Origin of the sequence: Xanthomonas sp. CFBP 8152 (assembly GCF_014199025.1) — a bacterium.
Lineage (GTDB): Bacteria > Pseudomonadota > Gammaproteobacteria > Xanthomonadales > Xanthomonadaceae > Xanthomonas > Xanthomonas arboricola_B.
Window position 1 is genome coordinate 476931 of sequence record NZ_JACHNO010000003.1, and the last position, 14709, is coordinate 491639.

A 14709-nucleotide genomic window follows, 5' to 3' on the forward strand; every position below is an offset into this window, starting at 1 on the left:
ACATGGACACCATGACCGTTGCTACAGAGGCAGACTGTTGATGGATGATCGATACTGCAATGGCAACGCGATGCCAGCCGGGACGTCATGCCCGCCACGCCGGGCCGGGCAAGCCGGCGCAGTGGCCGCCTGCACGGGGCTGGCCTTCATCGCCTTGATTCTGCTGCTGCAGTGGCTGCGCGGTGATCTGGACTGGATCGACGCACAGCTGAGCGCATATCTGCACGGGGCCTACGGCCTGCTGTTGCGCACGGCCTATTGCGTGTTGGCGGCCGCGATGGCGTGGATGGCGCTGGGCCTGCAGACGGCACTTGCACCGCCCGCGCGCAGCCGCACCGTGGTGGCGCTGTTCCTGGCGGCGGCGGTGGGCCTGAGCATGGTGTCGATCGGCGATAGCTGGATGCCGGAGCTGGCGCCCGACGCGGCCATGCTGGTGCATTTGCTCTCGGCCGACATGACGTTTCTGTGCGTGATTGCGGCGGTGTTGCTGCAGTCCTGGTACTTCCGCCGCGACCGGATGTGGCAAGGCCACTTCGCCACTGCGTTCGGCCTGGGCCTGAGCGCGTTTGCGGTATTGCTGTTCCACGTCACGGTCACCCGCGCGCCGCTGGGCGTCAGCCAGAAGAGCGCCATCGTGTTGATCGTAGCCTGGATGGTGCGGGTGGGGACGTGGTTGGCGCAGCACGTGCGCGCCGGGGCTGCACGTTTGCCGCATTCGCGGGACAATGCCCGGGTCAATCAACCGTAGGAAGTCTGAAAATGCTGCAGCGATTCGATGCGGGTCCGCGGATGTCGGAAATGACCGTCCATGGCGGCGTGTGCTACCTGGCCGGCCAGATTGCCGAAGACACCAGCCAAGACATCACCGGGCAGACCCGCCAGGTGCTGGGCGAAATCGACAAGCTGCTCGCGCAGGCCGCCAGCGACAAGACCAAGATCCTGCGCGCGGAAATCTTCCTGGCCGACATCGCCGATTTCGACGGCATGAACAAGGCCTGGGACGAATGGGTGCCGCACGGCTTCACCCCCGCGCGCGCCACGGTCGAAGCCAAATTGGCGCGGCCGGAGTGGAAGGTGGAAATCGTGATCACCGCTGCGGCGAGCTGATCGCAGGGCTGCGCGCGGAGCGCGGCTCGATCGCGCGCCGACGCCGTGTCATCTGCGCGCATGCGCTCGGACATGCATCGCGGCGTTGTCTGAAAGACAGTGGCGAAAGCTGATCGCGGGTCGGCTTGGCAGGATCGCCAGCGCGCTCGTCGGCGCACCCCATGAGTGGAACGCCGACATATCGGGCTCCACTCGTGTGGGCCGCCTTGTCGTTTCGACGCGCGCGCGTGCGGCAATCAGCGTTTGACGAAGCGGTAATGCGCCACGCCCCATTCGCGGCCCTGGTCGTAACCGAACAGCTCGGCGCAGGCCAGCCAGAACATCCGCCAGCGCTGCCACCAGCGCTGCGCATCGTCGCCATAGGTCTGCCGCAATAGCGGCATGATCTGCTCGCGGTGGCGGTCCTGATTTTCCAGCCAGGCGTTGGCGGTTTTTTCGTAATGCTCGCCAGACAGCACCCAGCGCTGTTCGATGACCACGTCCTGCTGAAAATGCAGCAGGGTGTCGGCCGCCGGCATCAGCCCACCGGTGAAGAAATGCCGTCCCATCCAGTTGTCTTCGCCGGCCACTTCGAACGGGTAGGCCAGGTCGCGGTGACAGAAGATGTGCACGAACAGCTTGCCGCCCGGCGCCAGCCAACTGCCGACACGTGCCAGCAGCTCGCGGTAGTTACGCATGTGCTCGAACATCTCCACCGACACCACGCGGTCGAAGTTGCCCGGCGGCAGCGCCAGCGCGTTGACGTCGGCGGTGATGACCTGCACGTTGTTCAATCCGCGCACCCGGCACTGCTCCAGGATGTGCGCGCGCTGCGGACGCGAGTTGGACACCGCGGTGATGGCGGCGCCGGGATAGCGCTCGGCCATCCACAGGGTCAATGAGCCCCAGCCGCAGCCCAGCTCGAGAATACGTTGGCCGTCGGCCAGTTCGGCGCGCTCACCGTACAGCGCCAGCATGCGTTCTTCGGCCGCATCCAGATCCGGCGTAGTGGCGTCCCAGTAGCAGCTGCTGTACTTGAGCCGGCCGCCCAGGCACAGGGTGAAGAACTGCGGCGGCAGTTCGTAGTGCTGGCGATTGGCGGCATCGGTTTCGATCGCGATGGCGCTGGCACGCAGGCTGTCGATGAAGGTGCGTTGGCGTTCGCCGCTGGCGTCGGCACCGCCGGTGCGCTCATCGCGCAGGCGTTGCGCGCACAGCCGGCGGATGCCGTAACGCAGTGCGGCGTCGGGCAGCACGCCGGATTCGGCCAGCCGGGTGGCGAAGGATTCTTCGGGCAGCGAGGAGGGCGGAACGGTAACGGTGGACATACGACTCTCCAGGCGACTCAGGACGAAGGGGGAAGTGGAAAAAACGCACTGGTGCTGCGCTGATACTGCGCATAGTCCTCACCACGCGAGCGCAGTGCCTGCTGCTCGGTGTAGGGAATGCCGGTGAAGCGATACAGGAATACGAACATCACCACTGGCCCCAGCGCAGCCAGGGCAAACGGCCACGGCCCGGCGCCGACGGCCAGCGCCAGATAGGCGAACCAGTGCACGAACTCGAAGAAGTAGTTGGGATGGCGCGAGTACCGCCACAACCCGCTGCGGCAGGTGACGCCGCGGTTGGCCGGGTTGGCCTTGTGCGCAGACAGTTGCCTATCGGCCAGGGCTTCGCCACCGACCGCGATCAACCACACCGCGATCGCCAGCGTGCTCCACACGCTCCAGTCCGGAGTCGGGTTGCTGGCAGCGGCCAGAAACGGCACACAAAACAGCACCACGACCACCGCCTGCGCCAGGAAGAAGCCCAGGAATTTGCGTTGGTCGCCGTTCCAGTGCTCGCGCAGGGCGCGATAACGGCCATCTTCGTGCGGGTCGCCGAACACGCGCACGCCCAGATGCAACGCCAGGCGCGCGCCCCAGACACCGCCGAGCACGCCGACCAGCACACGCGGCAGCAACGCGCCATCGGACATCCACGCGCAATACGGCGCCGCCACCGCCAGACACGCGGCCCACAGCACATCGACCGGGCCGGCATTGCCGCTGCGGCGTTGCCACAGCCAGCCGATCACCATCACCACGCTCGCACACACGCCCACATGCAGCAGCGGCCAGGCATTCATTGCAGTTCTCCCCTCAGATGTTCAGGCGATGGTCGCGCCAGGCGGCGTGCATACAGCGACAACAGACCGCAGGCCACGCCCCAGCCGATGCCGACCGCGACCGCCGCATGCAGCTGCGGCGGCTGGAATTGCACCGCCTGCCAGCTGCGTTGCGCCAACCAGTACGAAAACGGCCCGAAGATCGTGCCCAGCAGCACCGCCAGCCACGGGCGCCGCATCACCGACGCCAGCGAATGATTGAGCGTGAGCGCAAAGCCCAGCCACAACGCCAGGATCCAGGCCGGCGCCAGCAGGGTGCCCGGCCACGGCGCGGCATAACGCACCCAGCCTGCGGCGGCCAGCGTGGTGTCCAGCAGCAAGCCCAGCGACAGCGCGGCGACCAGCAATTGCAGGTCGCCCGGCGCACGCCGCGACGGCCACAGCTGATACAGCGCGAACAGTGCCAGCACCAGCAGGGCGGGCCAGATGCGCGCCTGCGCAGCGGCGCTGACGGCCACCAGCCACAGCACCTGCAGGCCCAGATAGTTGCCGAGCTGCTTCATGCGTCAACGGGAAGCCCGGGCACGAACTGCGGCGGGCGTGCACCCGGCTTGCTCAGCCACAGATGCACATCGCCGATCGAGCGCTCCAGGAAACCGGCTTCGCAATAGGCCAGATAGAACTCCCACATGCGGATGAAGCGCTCGTCGTAGCCGAGCGCGCGCACCTGCGCCAGCTGCGCCATGAAGCGCTGCCGCCAGGCACGCAGCGTCAACGCATAGCTTGGCCCGATGTCTTCCAGGTTGAACAGGCGCAGGTCGCTGGCGCGTGCGATCGCGCCGGTCATCGCCGCCACCGACGGAATGAAGCTGCCGGGGAAGATATGCCGCTTGATGAAGTCCACCGAGCGCAGCGCCTGCGCATAGCGATGGTCTTCGATGGTGATGGCCTGGATCAGCGCTTCGCCATCGTCGGCCAGCAGGCTGCCGACCTTGGCAAAATAGGTGTCCAGATACTGGTGGCCGATCGCCTCGATCATCTCGATCGACACCACCCGGTCGTAGCGGCCGTCCAGATCGCGATAGTCGCGCAACACCACGGTGACCCGGTCGCTCAGGCCGGCCGCGGCGACGCGTTGGGTCGCCAGCTCGAACTGCTCGCGCGAAATGGTGGTGGTGGTGACGCGGCAGCCGTGCTCGCGTGCGGCGTGCAACGCGAAGCCGCCCCAGCCGGTGCCGATTTCCACCACGTGGTGCTGCGGGCCAAGCCGCAGTTTCTGGCAGATGCGTTCGAGCTTGCGCGTGGCTGCGCGCTCCAGTGCGGCCTCGCCCTGGGCTTCTTCGCCCTCGACGAAGATCGCCGAGGAATACATCAGGTTCTCGTCGAGAAACAGGCGGAACAACGGGTTGCCCAGATCGTAGTGCGCGGCGATGTTGCGCCTGCTGCCGCTGCGGGTATTGCGTGCGAATGCATGCAGGCTGCGCATCGCCCAGCCGCCCAGGCGCGCGGAGCCGGTTTCCATCGCATCCAGGCGCTCGCGATTGCGCAGCAGCAGGCGCATCAACGCGACCAGATCGTCGCATTGCCACTGCCCGTCCATGTACGACTCGCCGGCACCGACGCTGCCGTTGAGTGCGGCCTGGCGATAGAAGCCGGGGTCGATGACGCGCAACTGCACCTGCAGCGCATCTGCACCATTGGCGTTGCCGAGGGTGGTGACGCCGTCGGCTTCGTGCAGCTGCAACTGTCCATCGCGCAGCTCGCCGAGCGTGGCCAGCAGGCGCTTGCGCAACAGGCGGTCCGTCCAGGAAGCCGCGCGCGGCGCAGCGGTGTCGGGCAGGGACGTGGCGTTCATCGGGGTTCTCGCACAGGCGGATGAGGATGATCGTGGACCGGGTTGCCGCGCAACCAAAGGCGCAGGGCCTGCCAGTGGATGGCCAGCACCACCTGCACGGTCATCAAGGGGTAGGCCAGCAGCGTGCGCGCCAGCGTGCGCGCGTTGAGCGGCTGGCGTTGCAGGACCAAGGTGGCATCGAAGCGGCACGCGCCGCAATTGCCGTGCGCGGCATCAGCCTCAGGATTGCCAGCCGGGGCGTCGCCGCCAGGTGCATCCAGCACCTCCATGTGCACGCGCAACTGCGCGTCCGGCACGCTGAAACGCCAGTCGTACCGGTGTTGCATGCCCATGAAGGGCGACACATGGAAGCACTTGTCGAAGCGCCAGGCATGCACGTGGCGATGCGTGCGCGCCTGCGCGACCGGCAGCACATAGGTATGGCGCTGCCGCCAGGGCGTATTGGTGATTTCCGCAACGATCCAGCGCAGGCCACCGTGGCGATCGAAGCAATAGTAGAAGCTGACCGGATTGAACACATGGCCGAAGTAGCGCAGATGCGTAAGCAGGCGGATCGCGCCCTCGGGGCGCTCGCCGGTGTGGGTCTGCACGCAATCGCGCACGGCCTGGTCCAGCGGGATATCCGGGTCGCCGAGGTAGTCGCTGCGCCGGAACTGCGCCAGATTGGCGCGCCCCACCGACCACAGCCAGCGTTGCGCAAACACCCGGTCCAGCTCGGACAGATCCAGATACATGAGGAACAGCCGGTAGCGAAATGCCAGCGGCCTGGGCGCAAACCGACGGTGCCGCACCCAGCCGGTGTAGATCGCGCTATGCACCGCGTCCGCCACGCTGCCGCTATCGCTGTCTTTGTCCGGAGGCAGCGGTACCGCATCGGGGCTGGCTTCGCGCAGCAGCTGCATCACCAGTCCACCCCCAGGCCACGGGCCACTTCCACGCCGCTGCGCAGGCCATCCTCATGGAAGCCGAAGCCCCAAGCCGCGCCGGCAAACCAGGTGCGCTGTATGCCCTGGATGTCGGCCTTGCGCATCTGCGCGGCGAGAGCGGCCGCGTTTTGTACCGGATGGCGGTAGCGCATGCGCCGCAGCACCTTGTCCGGGGCGATGTCGTGGTCGCGATTGAGGCTGACGATGAACGGCTGCGGCGCATCGATCGACTGCAGGGCGTTCATCCAGTAACTCACCGTGCACGGCGCCTGCGGGTCGGCCGGCACATGCGCATTCCAAGCAGCCCAGGCGCGGCGATCGCGTGGCAGCACGCCGGCGTCGGTGTGCAGGACGGTGTCGTTGTCCTGGTAGGTGATGCCGCCCAGAATCTGCTGCTCGGCCGCTGTGGCGTCGCTGAGCAAGGCCAGTGCATCGTCGGCATGGCAGGCCAGCACCACGTTGTCGAAGTGTTCCTCGCCACACGGGGAGCTGAGCACCACGCCGTTGGGCGCGCGCCGGATCGCATGCACCGGCGTGGACAGGCGCTCGAGCACCTGCCAGCGCCGACGCAGCGCCCGCACGTAGCTGTTGGAGCCGCCACGCACCACCTGCCATTGCGGACGCCCGCTGAGCTGCAGCATGTGGTGATTGGCCATGAAGCCGATCAGCTGGCCCATCGGGAATTCGAGGATGCGTTGCGAGGGCGATGACCACAACGCCGAGGCCATCGGCACCAGATGCTGGTCGCGAAACGCGTCTGAATAGCCATGCCGCTGCAGATACGCGCCCAGCGTGCTGAAGCGCTCCTCGCTGTGCAGCACCGCCGGTGCCTGCCGGTAGAAACGGCGCAGGTCGGCCAGCATGCCCCAGAAGCGCGGGCTGAGCAGGTTGCTGCGCTGGCAGAACAGTCCCCCCAGGCTGCCGGCGTTGTATTCGAGCCCACTGCGCGCATCGTGCACCGAGAAGCTCATCGTGGTTGGCTGTGCGGCCACGTCCAGCTCGGCGAACATGCGCGTGAGCAGCGGATAGTGCTGCGGGTTGAACACGATGAAACCGCTGTCCACCGCATAGCGTTGGCCGTCCAGCTGGATGTCGTGCGTATGCGTATGCCCGCCAAGATAATCGGCGGCCTCAAACAAGGTGACCTCGTAGCGGCGCGACAACAGCCATGCTGCGCCCAGGCCGGCGATCCCGCTGCCGACCACGGCAATCCTGCCCTCGCTCATCGGCTCACCCGCTCGGCACGTTGCGTGAGCGATTTCGGCATCGGCTTGAGATCCCACACCAATCCCACCCACGACATCGCGGTGAGTCCGTACCAGGTGACGTCGTACTCCCACCAGCGCAGTCCCTGACGCGCGGAGCCGGGAAAGAAATGATGGTTGTTGTGCCAACCTTCGCCGAAGGTGAGCAATGCTAGCAGCCAGTTGTTGCGGCTGTCGTCGCGCGTCTCAAAGCGCCGGCTGCCGAAGCGGTGTGCCAGCGAATTGATGGTGAAGGTGGCATGGAACAAGGCCACGGTGGAGATCACAAAGCCCCACACCAGCAGCTGCGCACCGTCGGTCTTCAACGCGGGTGCGGCAACCGCCAGCCAGTCGCCGAGCAGGTACAGCCCGATCGCCAGCAGCACCGGCATCACGATGTCGAAGCGGTCCAAAAAGCGCAGCTCGGCAAAGCGACGCAGGTCGGGGATGACTTCCCAATCGGTGCGGAAGTTGCGCGGGGTCAGGAACCAGCCGGTGTGGCTCCACCAGAAGCCGTGCTGCGCCGGCGAATGCGGATCGCGGCCGGTGTCGGTATGGCGGTGATGGTTGCGATGATGCGCGGCCCACCACAGCGGCCCGCGTTGCACGCAGGTGGCGCCGATGGCCGCAAACACGAACTGCAGCACGCGCGAGGTCTTGAACGCACGGTGCGAGAAATAACGGTGATAGAACCCGGTCAGTGCGAACATGCGCAGCGCGTACAAGGCCACCGCCACGCCGACTGCGAACCAGGACGCGCCGACCCAGAACACCGCCAGGCAGGCCAGGTGCAGCGCGATGAAGGGCAGGGCACGCAGCCAGTCGATGCGGTCTGCGCGTGCTTCGTCCAGCGGCTCGTCGGTTTGCGAATCCACCCAACGACGCAGGCTGCCTGTGCGTGCTGCGAGCCACCCGCGACGGCGGGTGTCGGCAGGCTGCGGCGGCGCGGCATGTGGGTCAAAGCCAGTACTCGGCACGCGTGGTTCTCCGTGTGTAGTCGTGACCCTTTACGGACGCCGCCGGCAAACAGATGCACCAGCCGGTTTGATCGTCGCATGCGTGCGCGCGCTTGGCGTGCCGGTGCGAACGAATCGCGCAATTGCGCACACATTCAACGGCGCACGCCAGGGTTGAGGCGGATGAGGCTGTTGCTCGGAAGCCGCCGCCTGCGACGTGGTCGCAGGCGGCGTCAGGGCGTGCCGGGTCAGGGCGCCATTGCCAGTGTGCTGATGCCGCCCTTGGCCACCACGGTGCCAGTGGCAATGCCGTCCGGTGCGCCGCCTGGCGGCTCCAGCGTGACGGCCAGAATGGCCTCGTTGCTGAGCATGGGCATCAGCTGATCGGGAATCTGCGCGCGGCGTGCACGCTGGTCGTCGAAGGTACCCATCGAATGCGCCTTGCCGTCCGGCGTGATCAGCCACAACTCGGGCACCTTGTCGGCGGTGGCAGTGCGGTCCAGCGGCGTCACCGTGATGGTGTGCTTGTCGGCATCCATCAAGGCGACATAACCCGGGCGGCCGTCTTCGGTGGCCAGCGTGGAGGTCATCGCGATACCGGTTGCTGGCGCGGTGGTCGCAGGCGGCGTGACCGGTGTCTGCACCACCGGACCAGTGCCCGGTGGCGGCTGCACCGGTGCCGGCGGCGTGCGCAGGTTCAACAGCGCCAGCACGCACACTGCAGCAGTGGCCAGCCCACCGGCGCTTGCCCAGCGCCAGAACCGCACTCTGTTCCACACCGCTGTCTTTGGTGGACTTGCCGACGGCGCGGAGGTTACCGCGTGCAACGGTGCATCGAAGCCCAGCGTCTGGCGGATGCGTGCCCAGACCTGGCCGGGCGGCGTCACTGCGGCGATCTCGTCCAGCAACGGCGCAAGATGGTCCTGCCACTGCGTCACTGCCTGGGCGAACTGGCCGTCGGTGGCGACGCGTTGTTCGGCAGCCAGACGCTGGTCGGCGCTGAGCAGGCCCAGCACGTATTCGCCGGCCAGCACGTCGCGCGGCGGTTCCTGGTCGATGGGAAAGGGCGTGCTCATCGTTCCAGACATGCCTTGAGTTTGGCCAGGCCGCGGCGGATCCAGCTTTTGACCGTGCCGATCGGTGTGTCGGTGCGCGCGGCGAGTTCTTCGTAGGTGATGCCGTCGAAAAACGCGGTGCGGATCAATTCGCTGCGCGGCGGCTCCAGCTCGGCCAGGCAATGGTCGATGCGGCGGCGCGTGCTGGCGCGCTCGGTGCGCTCCAGCGGCGAGGCATCGCCGGCGCGCAATTCGCCAGCATCGTCCAGCGCCACATTGCGGCGTTGCGGTGCATTGGCGCGCAGATGGTCGATGGCCTTGTTGCGCGCGATCATCGCCAACCAGGTGAGCCCGCGTGCACGGGTGGGATCGAACTGCCCGGCCTTGTGCCAGATCAGCGTGAACACGTCCTGCAGCACCTCTTCGGCTTCGGCACGTTGCGGGATCATGCGCAGGCAAACCCCGAACAGTTTGGGCGAGGTCTGCCGGTACAGCGCCTCGAAAGCATGCCGGTCGCCGCCCGCAGTGGCGGTCAGCAGTCGTCCGGCTTCATCGTCGTCGTGGCCAGGGATGGCACTCATGCGGTCGGGCGTTTTTTGAGGTGAGGGCGATGCTACCGGACTGTGCTGATGCTGTCCTTCACTTGCGCTGAAACCACAGTAGCACTGCCGCGAGCAGCAACAGGATCTCGACCCCTGCCAATGCCACCGTGGGTGCGGAGACCGGCCACAGGCGTGCCAGCGAGACGCTGCGGAACAGCACGATCGGCACGTAGAACGCGAGTGCGACCAGCAGGCCGGTGCGCGGTTGATCGATCCATGCGAAGTAGCCGAACAGGAACGCCATGCCCAGCTGCAGGCCGCCGTAGATGACCAGGTATTCCGATTGCCCGGCCGGCGAGAGCTGGGTGTAACCCACGGCATTGGCGGTCTTGGCCGGCGAGAGCGTGCACCAGATCGCCAGGACGACGTAGAGCACTGCGTTGATCCAGAGGTAGGCCTTGGCCATGGCGATGGTCCTGTAGGGGAAAGGGATGACCGGGCCGTTGTACGCAACCGCGTGTGGTCGAACGTGAAGATGGCAGGTGTCTGGGTCACGGGGCGCTGCAACTCCTGGCCAGCGGCTGCTCGCGCGCCTGGCGCAGCTCATCGGCGCCGACGGCACGCGCAGCGGTGTCCGGAAAAACGATGCGTACGTGCGGATAGCGGCCGTGGTCGTCGCGCAGATTGCCCACGCCACGGAATTGCAACAGACGCTTGTCGGCGATGGCATAACGCACTTCGAGCGAGGGCACCGCCGCGCCGTACCAGGCATCCAGGCTCAAGCGAAACCGGCGCTCGCCGCCGGTATCGCCGATGCGCTCGACACGGAACGCCAGCTGGCGTTGCAGGCTGGGCAGCACGAAGTCCACGCGTTGCGGCGCGCTGGCGAGCGCGTCCCAGTTGTTGCGCAGGTAGGCATCGAAGCCGGCATCGATCACGCGCGGGCCGTCGTCGGCCGGCAAGGGCGTGCGCTGCTCGGCCTTGCCGGGCTCCTGCTGGAACATCTCGCGCACGCCGTTGCGTTGCCGCACGCCCTGGCGATAGCCATCGCGGCCGTCGATCAGGCTGAAGTCGGGCGAGCTGCCGCCGCCATCGATCAGCTTGCGCGCAAACGGGCGCCCGTCCGGGCAGCGATACAGCACCACGCGTCCGCCATCGTCGAGCAGCCAGTGCGCCTCGCGATAGCGCAGCGCGCCGCTGTCGCCATCGAAGGCATCGCCATCCACACGGGTGACCGCAGCCGCACTCAGCGGCAGGCCGCCCAGCACCAGCAGCAACAACGGCGGAATCGGCCGGCAGACGGTGGCGAGCGCGGCAAGGGCGGCGGCGAGTGGGCGCATCGGCGGATTCCTCGATGGAGTGCCTACCAATACGAGCGCATCCGCAGCACGGATGCGCCGGACGCGTCAGGACGTTCCCGACAAACAGGGCGTCATTCGCGGCCGATGCCATTGGTCATGGATGGCGTCGCGGTGCGATGCGCGCAACCCTGGCCGGCGCTGGGTCGGATGCTGCATGCCGACTCGCCAGCGTTTCAGCCGCCTGGATGCAGCGCGATGCAGTCCACCGGGCAGGCCGGCAGGCACAGCTCGCAACCGGTGCACAGCGCGGCGATCACCGTATGCATGTGCTTGGCGCCGCCGACGATGGCGTCCACCGGGCAGGCCTGGATGCATTTGGTGCAGCCGATGCAGTCGGCCTCCACGATCCAGGCCACCTGCGGCGGCGTGTGGCTGCCACGGCTGCGGTCGTACGGGCGTGCAGGACGCTGCAGCACGTGCGCCAACGCGCGTGCCCCGGCGTCGCCGCCGGGCGGGCAGTGATCGACGTCGGCCAGGCCCTTGGCCATGGCTTGCGCATACGGGCGACAGCCGTCGTAACCGCACTGGCCGCACTGGGTCTGCGGCAGCAGGCGGTCGAGGCGTTCGACCAGATCGGGCGATGAGGCAGGCGTCGCGATGTGCATGTCAGTGCAGCAGGTTGCCGCGATACCAGCGCTGCTGCGCCAGCGCCAGCATCGGCTTGTCCTCGCGGCTATCGCCGTAGGCATGCACGCATTCGTAGTGCGACAGGTCGTAGCGCAGGCGGATCTGTGCGGCCTTGTGCGGACCGCAATCGCCATCCGCATAGCGCCCGCTCAGCACGCCGGCGTGGTGTTCCAACTTGTTGCAGATCAACGACAGGTCATGCTGGGCGCACCACGGCTGCAGATACAGGTCCAGCGAGCCGGACACCAGCACCACTTCATGCCCCTGCGCCTGGTGCCAGTCGATGCGTTGCATCATCTCTGCACGCAGTACGCCTGGCAGTGCGCTGCGTGCGTAGTCCGTGCCATGCGCAATCATCTCGTCCAGCGCACGGCCGCAAAACACCATGCGCGTCACGCGCGCACGCAGCGCGGCGGCCGATACCAGGCCCAGCCGATAGCCCAGCACCCAGGGACCGACCTGCCACTTTGCCGACGCCAGCTGCGCGGGCGTGGCTACCTTGCGCAGGAAGCGCGCATAGCTATCGCAGGTGGTGATGGTGTGGTCGAAGTCGAACAGGGCCAGGTGCATGGGAGCGGGGATTGGGGAGTCGGGAGTTGGGATTGGTTGGAAGCGCAGCGTCTGTTCCTTCTCCCACCGCGAGAAGGTGCCCCGAAGGGCGGATGAGGTGACGGGCCAGGCACTCGTGTCAGGTCTCCCTCAACAACCAGCTGTAGCTTCCACGATTCCCGATTCCCGATTCCCGATTCACCGCACCGGCATCCCCGGCTGCGCACCACTATCGGCGTCCAGCAGTGCCAGCGCGCCGCCGTCGAAGCCGGCCGACAGGATCATGCCTTCGCTGATGCCGAAGCGCATCTTGCGCGGGGCCAGGTTGGCGATGAACACCACGCTGCGGCCGACCAGCGCTTCCGGTTCGCCATAGCTGGCGCGGATGCCCGAGAAGATCTGGCGCTTGCCCAGTTCGCCCGCATCCAGTTCGAAGCGCAGCAGCTTGTCCGAGCCTTCCACGAATTCGCACACCAGCACCTTGCCGATGCGCAGGTCGAGCTTGGCGAAATCGTCGATGCCGATGAGGTTGGAAGTGGCGGTCGGGGATTGGGGATTGGCAGCGGCCGCCGGCGTCGTCTCGGCCTTGGACGGGGCAGGCTTGGCGGTAGTGACAGCGGGTGCCGCAGGTGCGGCCATGGTGTCTTTTGAAGCGTCGGTCATGGCGTCGATCAGTTTGGGGTCGATACGGGTGAACAGGGCGGTGTAGGGCTGGATCACGTGCGCGGTCAGCGGGCGGGTGACGTCTTCCCAGCTGGTCATCGGTGCCGACAGGAAGGCTTCGGCCTCGGCACAGGTGCGCGGCAGGATCGGCTTGAGTGCGGCCACCAGGATCCGGAACAGGTTCAGGCCCTGCGTGCACACCGATTGCAGTTGCGCATCGGCGCCGTCCTGCTTGGCGATCACCCACGGCTTGGTGTCGTCGATGTACTTGTTGGCCTCGTCGGCCAGCGCCATGGTCTGGCGGATCGCGCTGGCCGCATCGTTGCGCTCGTAGGCCTCACGGATCGGCGCCAGCGCGGCGACGAAGCGGTCGTACTGTGCCGGGTCGGGCAGGGCGTCGGCCAGCTTGCCGTCGAAGCGCTTGCCGATGAAGCCGGCGCAGCGGCTGGCCAGGTTGACGAACTTGCCGACCAGATCGGCGTTCACCCGCGCGATGAAATCGCCCAGATTCAGGTCCAGATCGTCCACGCCGCCGGAGGATTTGGCCGCAAAGTAGTAGCGCAGCGCCTCCGGTTCCAGGCCCACGTCCAGGAAGGTCCGCGCCATCACGAAGGTGCCGCGCGACTTGGACATCTTGGCGCCGTCCACGGTGAGGTAGCCGTTGACGTGCAGCCGGGTCGGCGCGCGATGGCCGGTGCCGTGCAGTACCGCCGGCCAGAACAGGCCGTGGAAATTGACGATGTCCTTGCCGATGAAGTGATGCAGTTCGGTCTGCGTGCCGGCGGCCAGATGCGCTTGGAAATCCTCGCCCATCTGCGCGCACAGCGTCTTGAAGCTGCACAGGTAGCCGATCGGCGCGTCCAGCCACACGTAGAAATACTTCCCCGGCTGGCCGGGAATCTGGAAGCCGAAATACGGCGCATCGCGCGAGATGTCCCAGGCGCGCAGGCCGCCTTCGGTGTCCAGCCATTCCCTCAGCTTGGCCTTGACGCCGGGCAGTGCCACATCGCCGGCCAGCCACTGCCGCAGGAAGCCGTCGAAATGGCCCACTTCGAAGAAAAAATGCTCCGAGTCGCGCAGCTCCGGCGTGGCGCCGGAGATCACCGACTTGGGGTCTTTCAGCTCGGTCGGCGCGTAGGTGGCGCCGCAGACCTCGCAGTTGTCGCCGTACTGGTCGGCGCTGCCGCAATTGGGGCAGACGCCCTTGATGTAGCGATCCGGCAGGAACATGCCCTTGGCCGGGTCGTAGAACTGCGCCACCGAGCGACGGCTGATGTGACCGGCGGCCTCCAGCCTGGTGTAGAAGGCCTCGGTAAGTTCGCGATTGACCGGTGAATTGGTCGAATCGTAATGATCGAAGGTCACCCCGAACGCGGCGAAATCGCGCTCATGGCTTGCCTGGATGTTGGCGATGAAGGCTTCCGGGGTCACCCCGGCCTTTTCGGCGGCGAGCATGATCGGCGTGCCGTGGGTGTCGTCGGCGCAGACGAACCAGGTCTTGTCGCCGCGCAGCCGGCGCGCGCGCACCCAGATATCGGCCTGGATATAGCCGACCAGATGGCCAAGATGCAGCGGCCCGTTGGCGTAGGGCAGGGCGGTGGTGACGAGTGCGGTGCGGGTCATGGCAGGCGTAATGCGGGGGACAGCCGATTATCGCATTAGTCGGGAGCCGGGATTGGGGCTGGGAATGGGGGATCGGGATTGGGGAATCGGTCAAAGCAGGGTCATGCTGCCGTGT

16 protein-coding genes are annotated in these 14709 nt (G+C 66.8%); 2 read left to right on the forward strand and 14 right to left on the reverse strand.

The window, feature by feature from the left end; translation table 11 throughout:
• The first annotated feature begins 40 nt into the window (after positions 1 to 40).
• The gene (locus tag FHT09_RS13785; RefSeq protein ID WP_104538154.1) at positions 41 to 748 is read left to right on the forward strand and encodes a DUF998 domain-containing protein; all 708 of its coding nucleotides are present in this window, start codon (positions 41 to 43) and stop codon (positions 746 to 748) included.
• Between the two features lie 11 nt (positions 749 to 759).
• Positions 760 to 1107, forward strand: coding sequence for a RidA family protein (locus tag FHT09_RS13790; protein WP_104538153.1), 348 nt, complete (start codon positions 760 to 762; stop codon positions 1105 to 1107).
• Between the two features lie 236 nt (positions 1108 to 1343).
• Here the strand turns inward: FHT09_RS13790 and FHT09_RS13795 are convergent, their stop codons facing one another.
• The 14 genes from FHT09_RS13795 to metG form a co-directional block, all read right to left on the reverse strand.
• On the reverse strand, positions 1344 to 2414 hold the full coding sequence (locus tag FHT09_RS13795; protein ID WP_104538152.1) for a cyclopropane-fatty-acyl-phospholipid synthase family protein: 1071 nt from the start codon (positions 2412 to 2414) through the stop codon (positions 1344 to 1346).
• A 17-nt stretch (positions 2415 to 2431) separates the two neighbouring features.
• Positions 2432 to 3214, reverse strand: coding sequence for a DUF1295 domain-containing protein (locus tag FHT09_RS13800; protein ID WP_104606341.1), 783 nt, complete (start codon positions 3212 to 3214; stop codon positions 2432 to 2434).
• Entirely contained in the window at positions 3211 to 3756 is a 546-nt protein-coding gene (locus tag FHT09_RS13805) for a DUF2878 domain-containing protein (RefSeq protein WP_104606340.1), read from the reverse strand. The genes FHT09_RS13800 and FHT09_RS13805 overlap by 4 nt, the downstream gene beginning before the upstream one ends.
• Positions 3753 to 5048 (reverse strand): cyclopropane-fatty-acyl-phospholipid synthase family protein, encoded by a 1296-nt coding sequence (locus tag FHT09_RS13810; protein ID WP_104606339.1) that lies wholly within the window; start codon positions 5046 to 5048, stop codon positions 3753 to 3755. Before FHT09_RS13810 ends, FHT09_RS13805 begins: the two co-directional genes overlap by 4 nt.
• On the reverse strand, positions 5045 to 5950 hold the full coding sequence (locus FHT09_RS13815; protein ID WP_104606338.1) for a DUF1365 domain-containing protein: 906 nt from the start codon (positions 5948 to 5950) through the stop codon (positions 5045 to 5047). Before FHT09_RS13815 ends, FHT09_RS13810 begins: the two co-directional genes overlap by 4 nt.
• The gene (locus FHT09_RS13820; RefSeq protein WP_104606337.1) at positions 5950 to 7200 is read right to left on the reverse strand and encodes an FAD-dependent oxidoreductase; all 1251 of its coding nucleotides are present in this window, start codon (positions 7198 to 7200) and stop codon (positions 5950 to 5952) included. The genes FHT09_RS13815 and FHT09_RS13820 overlap by 1 nt, the downstream gene beginning before the upstream one ends.
• Positions 7197 to 8195 (reverse strand): fatty acid desaturase, encoded by a 999-nt coding sequence (locus tag FHT09_RS13825; protein WP_104606336.1) that lies wholly within the window; start codon positions 8193 to 8195, stop codon positions 7197 to 7199. The genes FHT09_RS13820 and FHT09_RS13825 overlap by 4 nt, the downstream gene beginning before the upstream one ends.
• Positions 8196 to 8422: 227 nt before the next feature.
• Entirely contained in the window at positions 8423 to 9250 is an 828-nt protein-coding gene (locus FHT09_RS13830) for an anti-sigma factor (RefSeq protein ID WP_181141335.1), read from the reverse strand.
• Complete coding sequence (locus tag FHT09_RS13835; RefSeq protein WP_016903517.1) at positions 9247 to 9810, reverse strand: sigma-70 family RNA polymerase sigma factor; 564 nt, start codon at positions 9808 to 9810, stop codon at positions 9247 to 9249. Before FHT09_RS13835 ends, FHT09_RS13830 begins: the two co-directional genes overlap by 4 nt.
• 58 nt (positions 9811 to 9868) lie before the next feature.
• The gene (locus FHT09_RS13840) at positions 9869 to 10237 is read right to left on the reverse strand and encodes a DUF4345 family protein (protein ID WP_024940530.1); all 369 of its coding nucleotides are present in this window, start codon (positions 10235 to 10237) and stop codon (positions 9869 to 9871) included.
• An 85-nt stretch (positions 10238 to 10322) separates the two neighbouring features.
• Entirely contained in the window at positions 10323 to 11111 is a 789-nt protein-coding gene (locus FHT09_RS13845) for a hypothetical protein (RefSeq protein ID WP_104606334.1), read from the reverse strand.
• Between the two features lie 194 nt (positions 11112 to 11305).
• Entirely contained in the window at positions 11306 to 11737 is a 432-nt protein-coding gene (gene rnfB, locus FHT09_RS13850; protein WP_104538141.1) for an Rnf electron transport complex subunit RnfB, read from the reverse strand.
• Between the two features lies 1 nt (position 11738).
• Positions 11739 to 12329 (reverse strand): HAD family hydrolase, encoded by a 591-nt coding sequence (locus FHT09_RS13855; protein ID WP_104538140.1) that lies wholly within the window; start codon positions 12327 to 12329, stop codon positions 11739 to 11741.
• Positions 12330 to 12506: 177 nt separating this feature from the next.
• The gene (metG, locus tag FHT09_RS13860) at positions 12507 to 14594 is read right to left on the reverse strand and encodes a methionine--tRNA ligase (protein WP_104606333.1); all 2088 of its coding nucleotides are present in this window, start codon (positions 14592 to 14594) and stop codon (positions 12507 to 12509) included.
• Positions 14595 to 14709 lie beyond the last annotated feature (115 nt).

Coding starts and splice junctions, on each gene's coding strand:
- FHT09_RS13785 (WP_104538154.1), top strand. CDS start 41: ATGGATGATCGATACTGCAATGGCAACGCGATGCCAGCCGGGACGTCA.
- FHT09_RS13790 (WP_104538153.1), top strand. CDS start 760: ATGCTGCAGCGATTCGATGCGGGTCCGCGGATGTCGGAAATGACCGTC.
- FHT09_RS13795 (WP_104538152.1), bottom strand. CDS start 2,414: ATGTCCACCGTTACCGTTCCGCCCTCCTCGCTGCCCGAAGAATCCTTC.
- FHT09_RS13800 (WP_104606341.1), bottom strand. CDS start 3,214: ATGAATGCCTGGCCGCTGCTGCATGTGGGCGTGTGTGCGAGCGTGGTG.
- FHT09_RS13805 (WP_104606340.1), bottom strand. CDS start 3,756: ATGAAGCAGCTCGGCAACTATCTGGGCCTGCAGGTGCTGTGGCTGGTG.
- FHT09_RS13810 (WP_104606339.1), bottom strand. CDS start 5,048: ATGAACGCCACGTCCCTGCCCGACACCGCTGCGCCGCGCGCGGCTTCC.
- FHT09_RS13815 (WP_104606338.1), bottom strand. CDS start 5,950: ATGCAGCTGCTGCGCGAAGCCAGCCCCGATGCGGTACCGCTGCCTCCG.
- FHT09_RS13820 (WP_104606337.1), bottom strand. CDS start 7,200: ATGAGCGAGGGCAGGATTGCCGTGGTCGGCAGCGGGATCGCCGGCCTG.
- FHT09_RS13830 (WP_181141335.1), bottom strand. CDS start 9,250: ATGAGCACGCCCTTTCCCATCGACCAGGAACCGCCGCGCGACGTGCTG.
- FHT09_RS13835 (WP_016903517.1), bottom strand. CDS start 9,810: ATGAGTGCCATCCCTGGCCACGACGACGATGAAGCCGGACGACTGCTG.
- FHT09_RS13840 (WP_024940530.1), bottom strand. CDS start 10,237: ATGGCCAAGGCCTACCTCTGGATCAACGCAGTGCTCTACGTCGTCCTG.
- FHT09_RS13845 (WP_104606334.1), bottom strand. CDS start 11,111: ATGCGCCCACTCGCCGCCGCCCTTGCCGCGCTCGCCACCGTCTGCCGG.
- rnfB (WP_104538141.1), bottom strand. CDS start 11,737: ATGCACATCGCGACGCCTGCCTCATCGCCCGATCTGGTCGAACGCCTC.
- FHT09_RS13855 (WP_104538140.1), bottom strand. CDS start 12,329: ATGCACCTGGCCCTGTTCGACTTCGACCACACCATCACCACCTGCGAT.
- metG (WP_104606333.1), bottom strand. CDS start 14,594: ATGACCCGCACCGCACTCGTCACCACCGCCCTGCCCTACGCCAACGGG.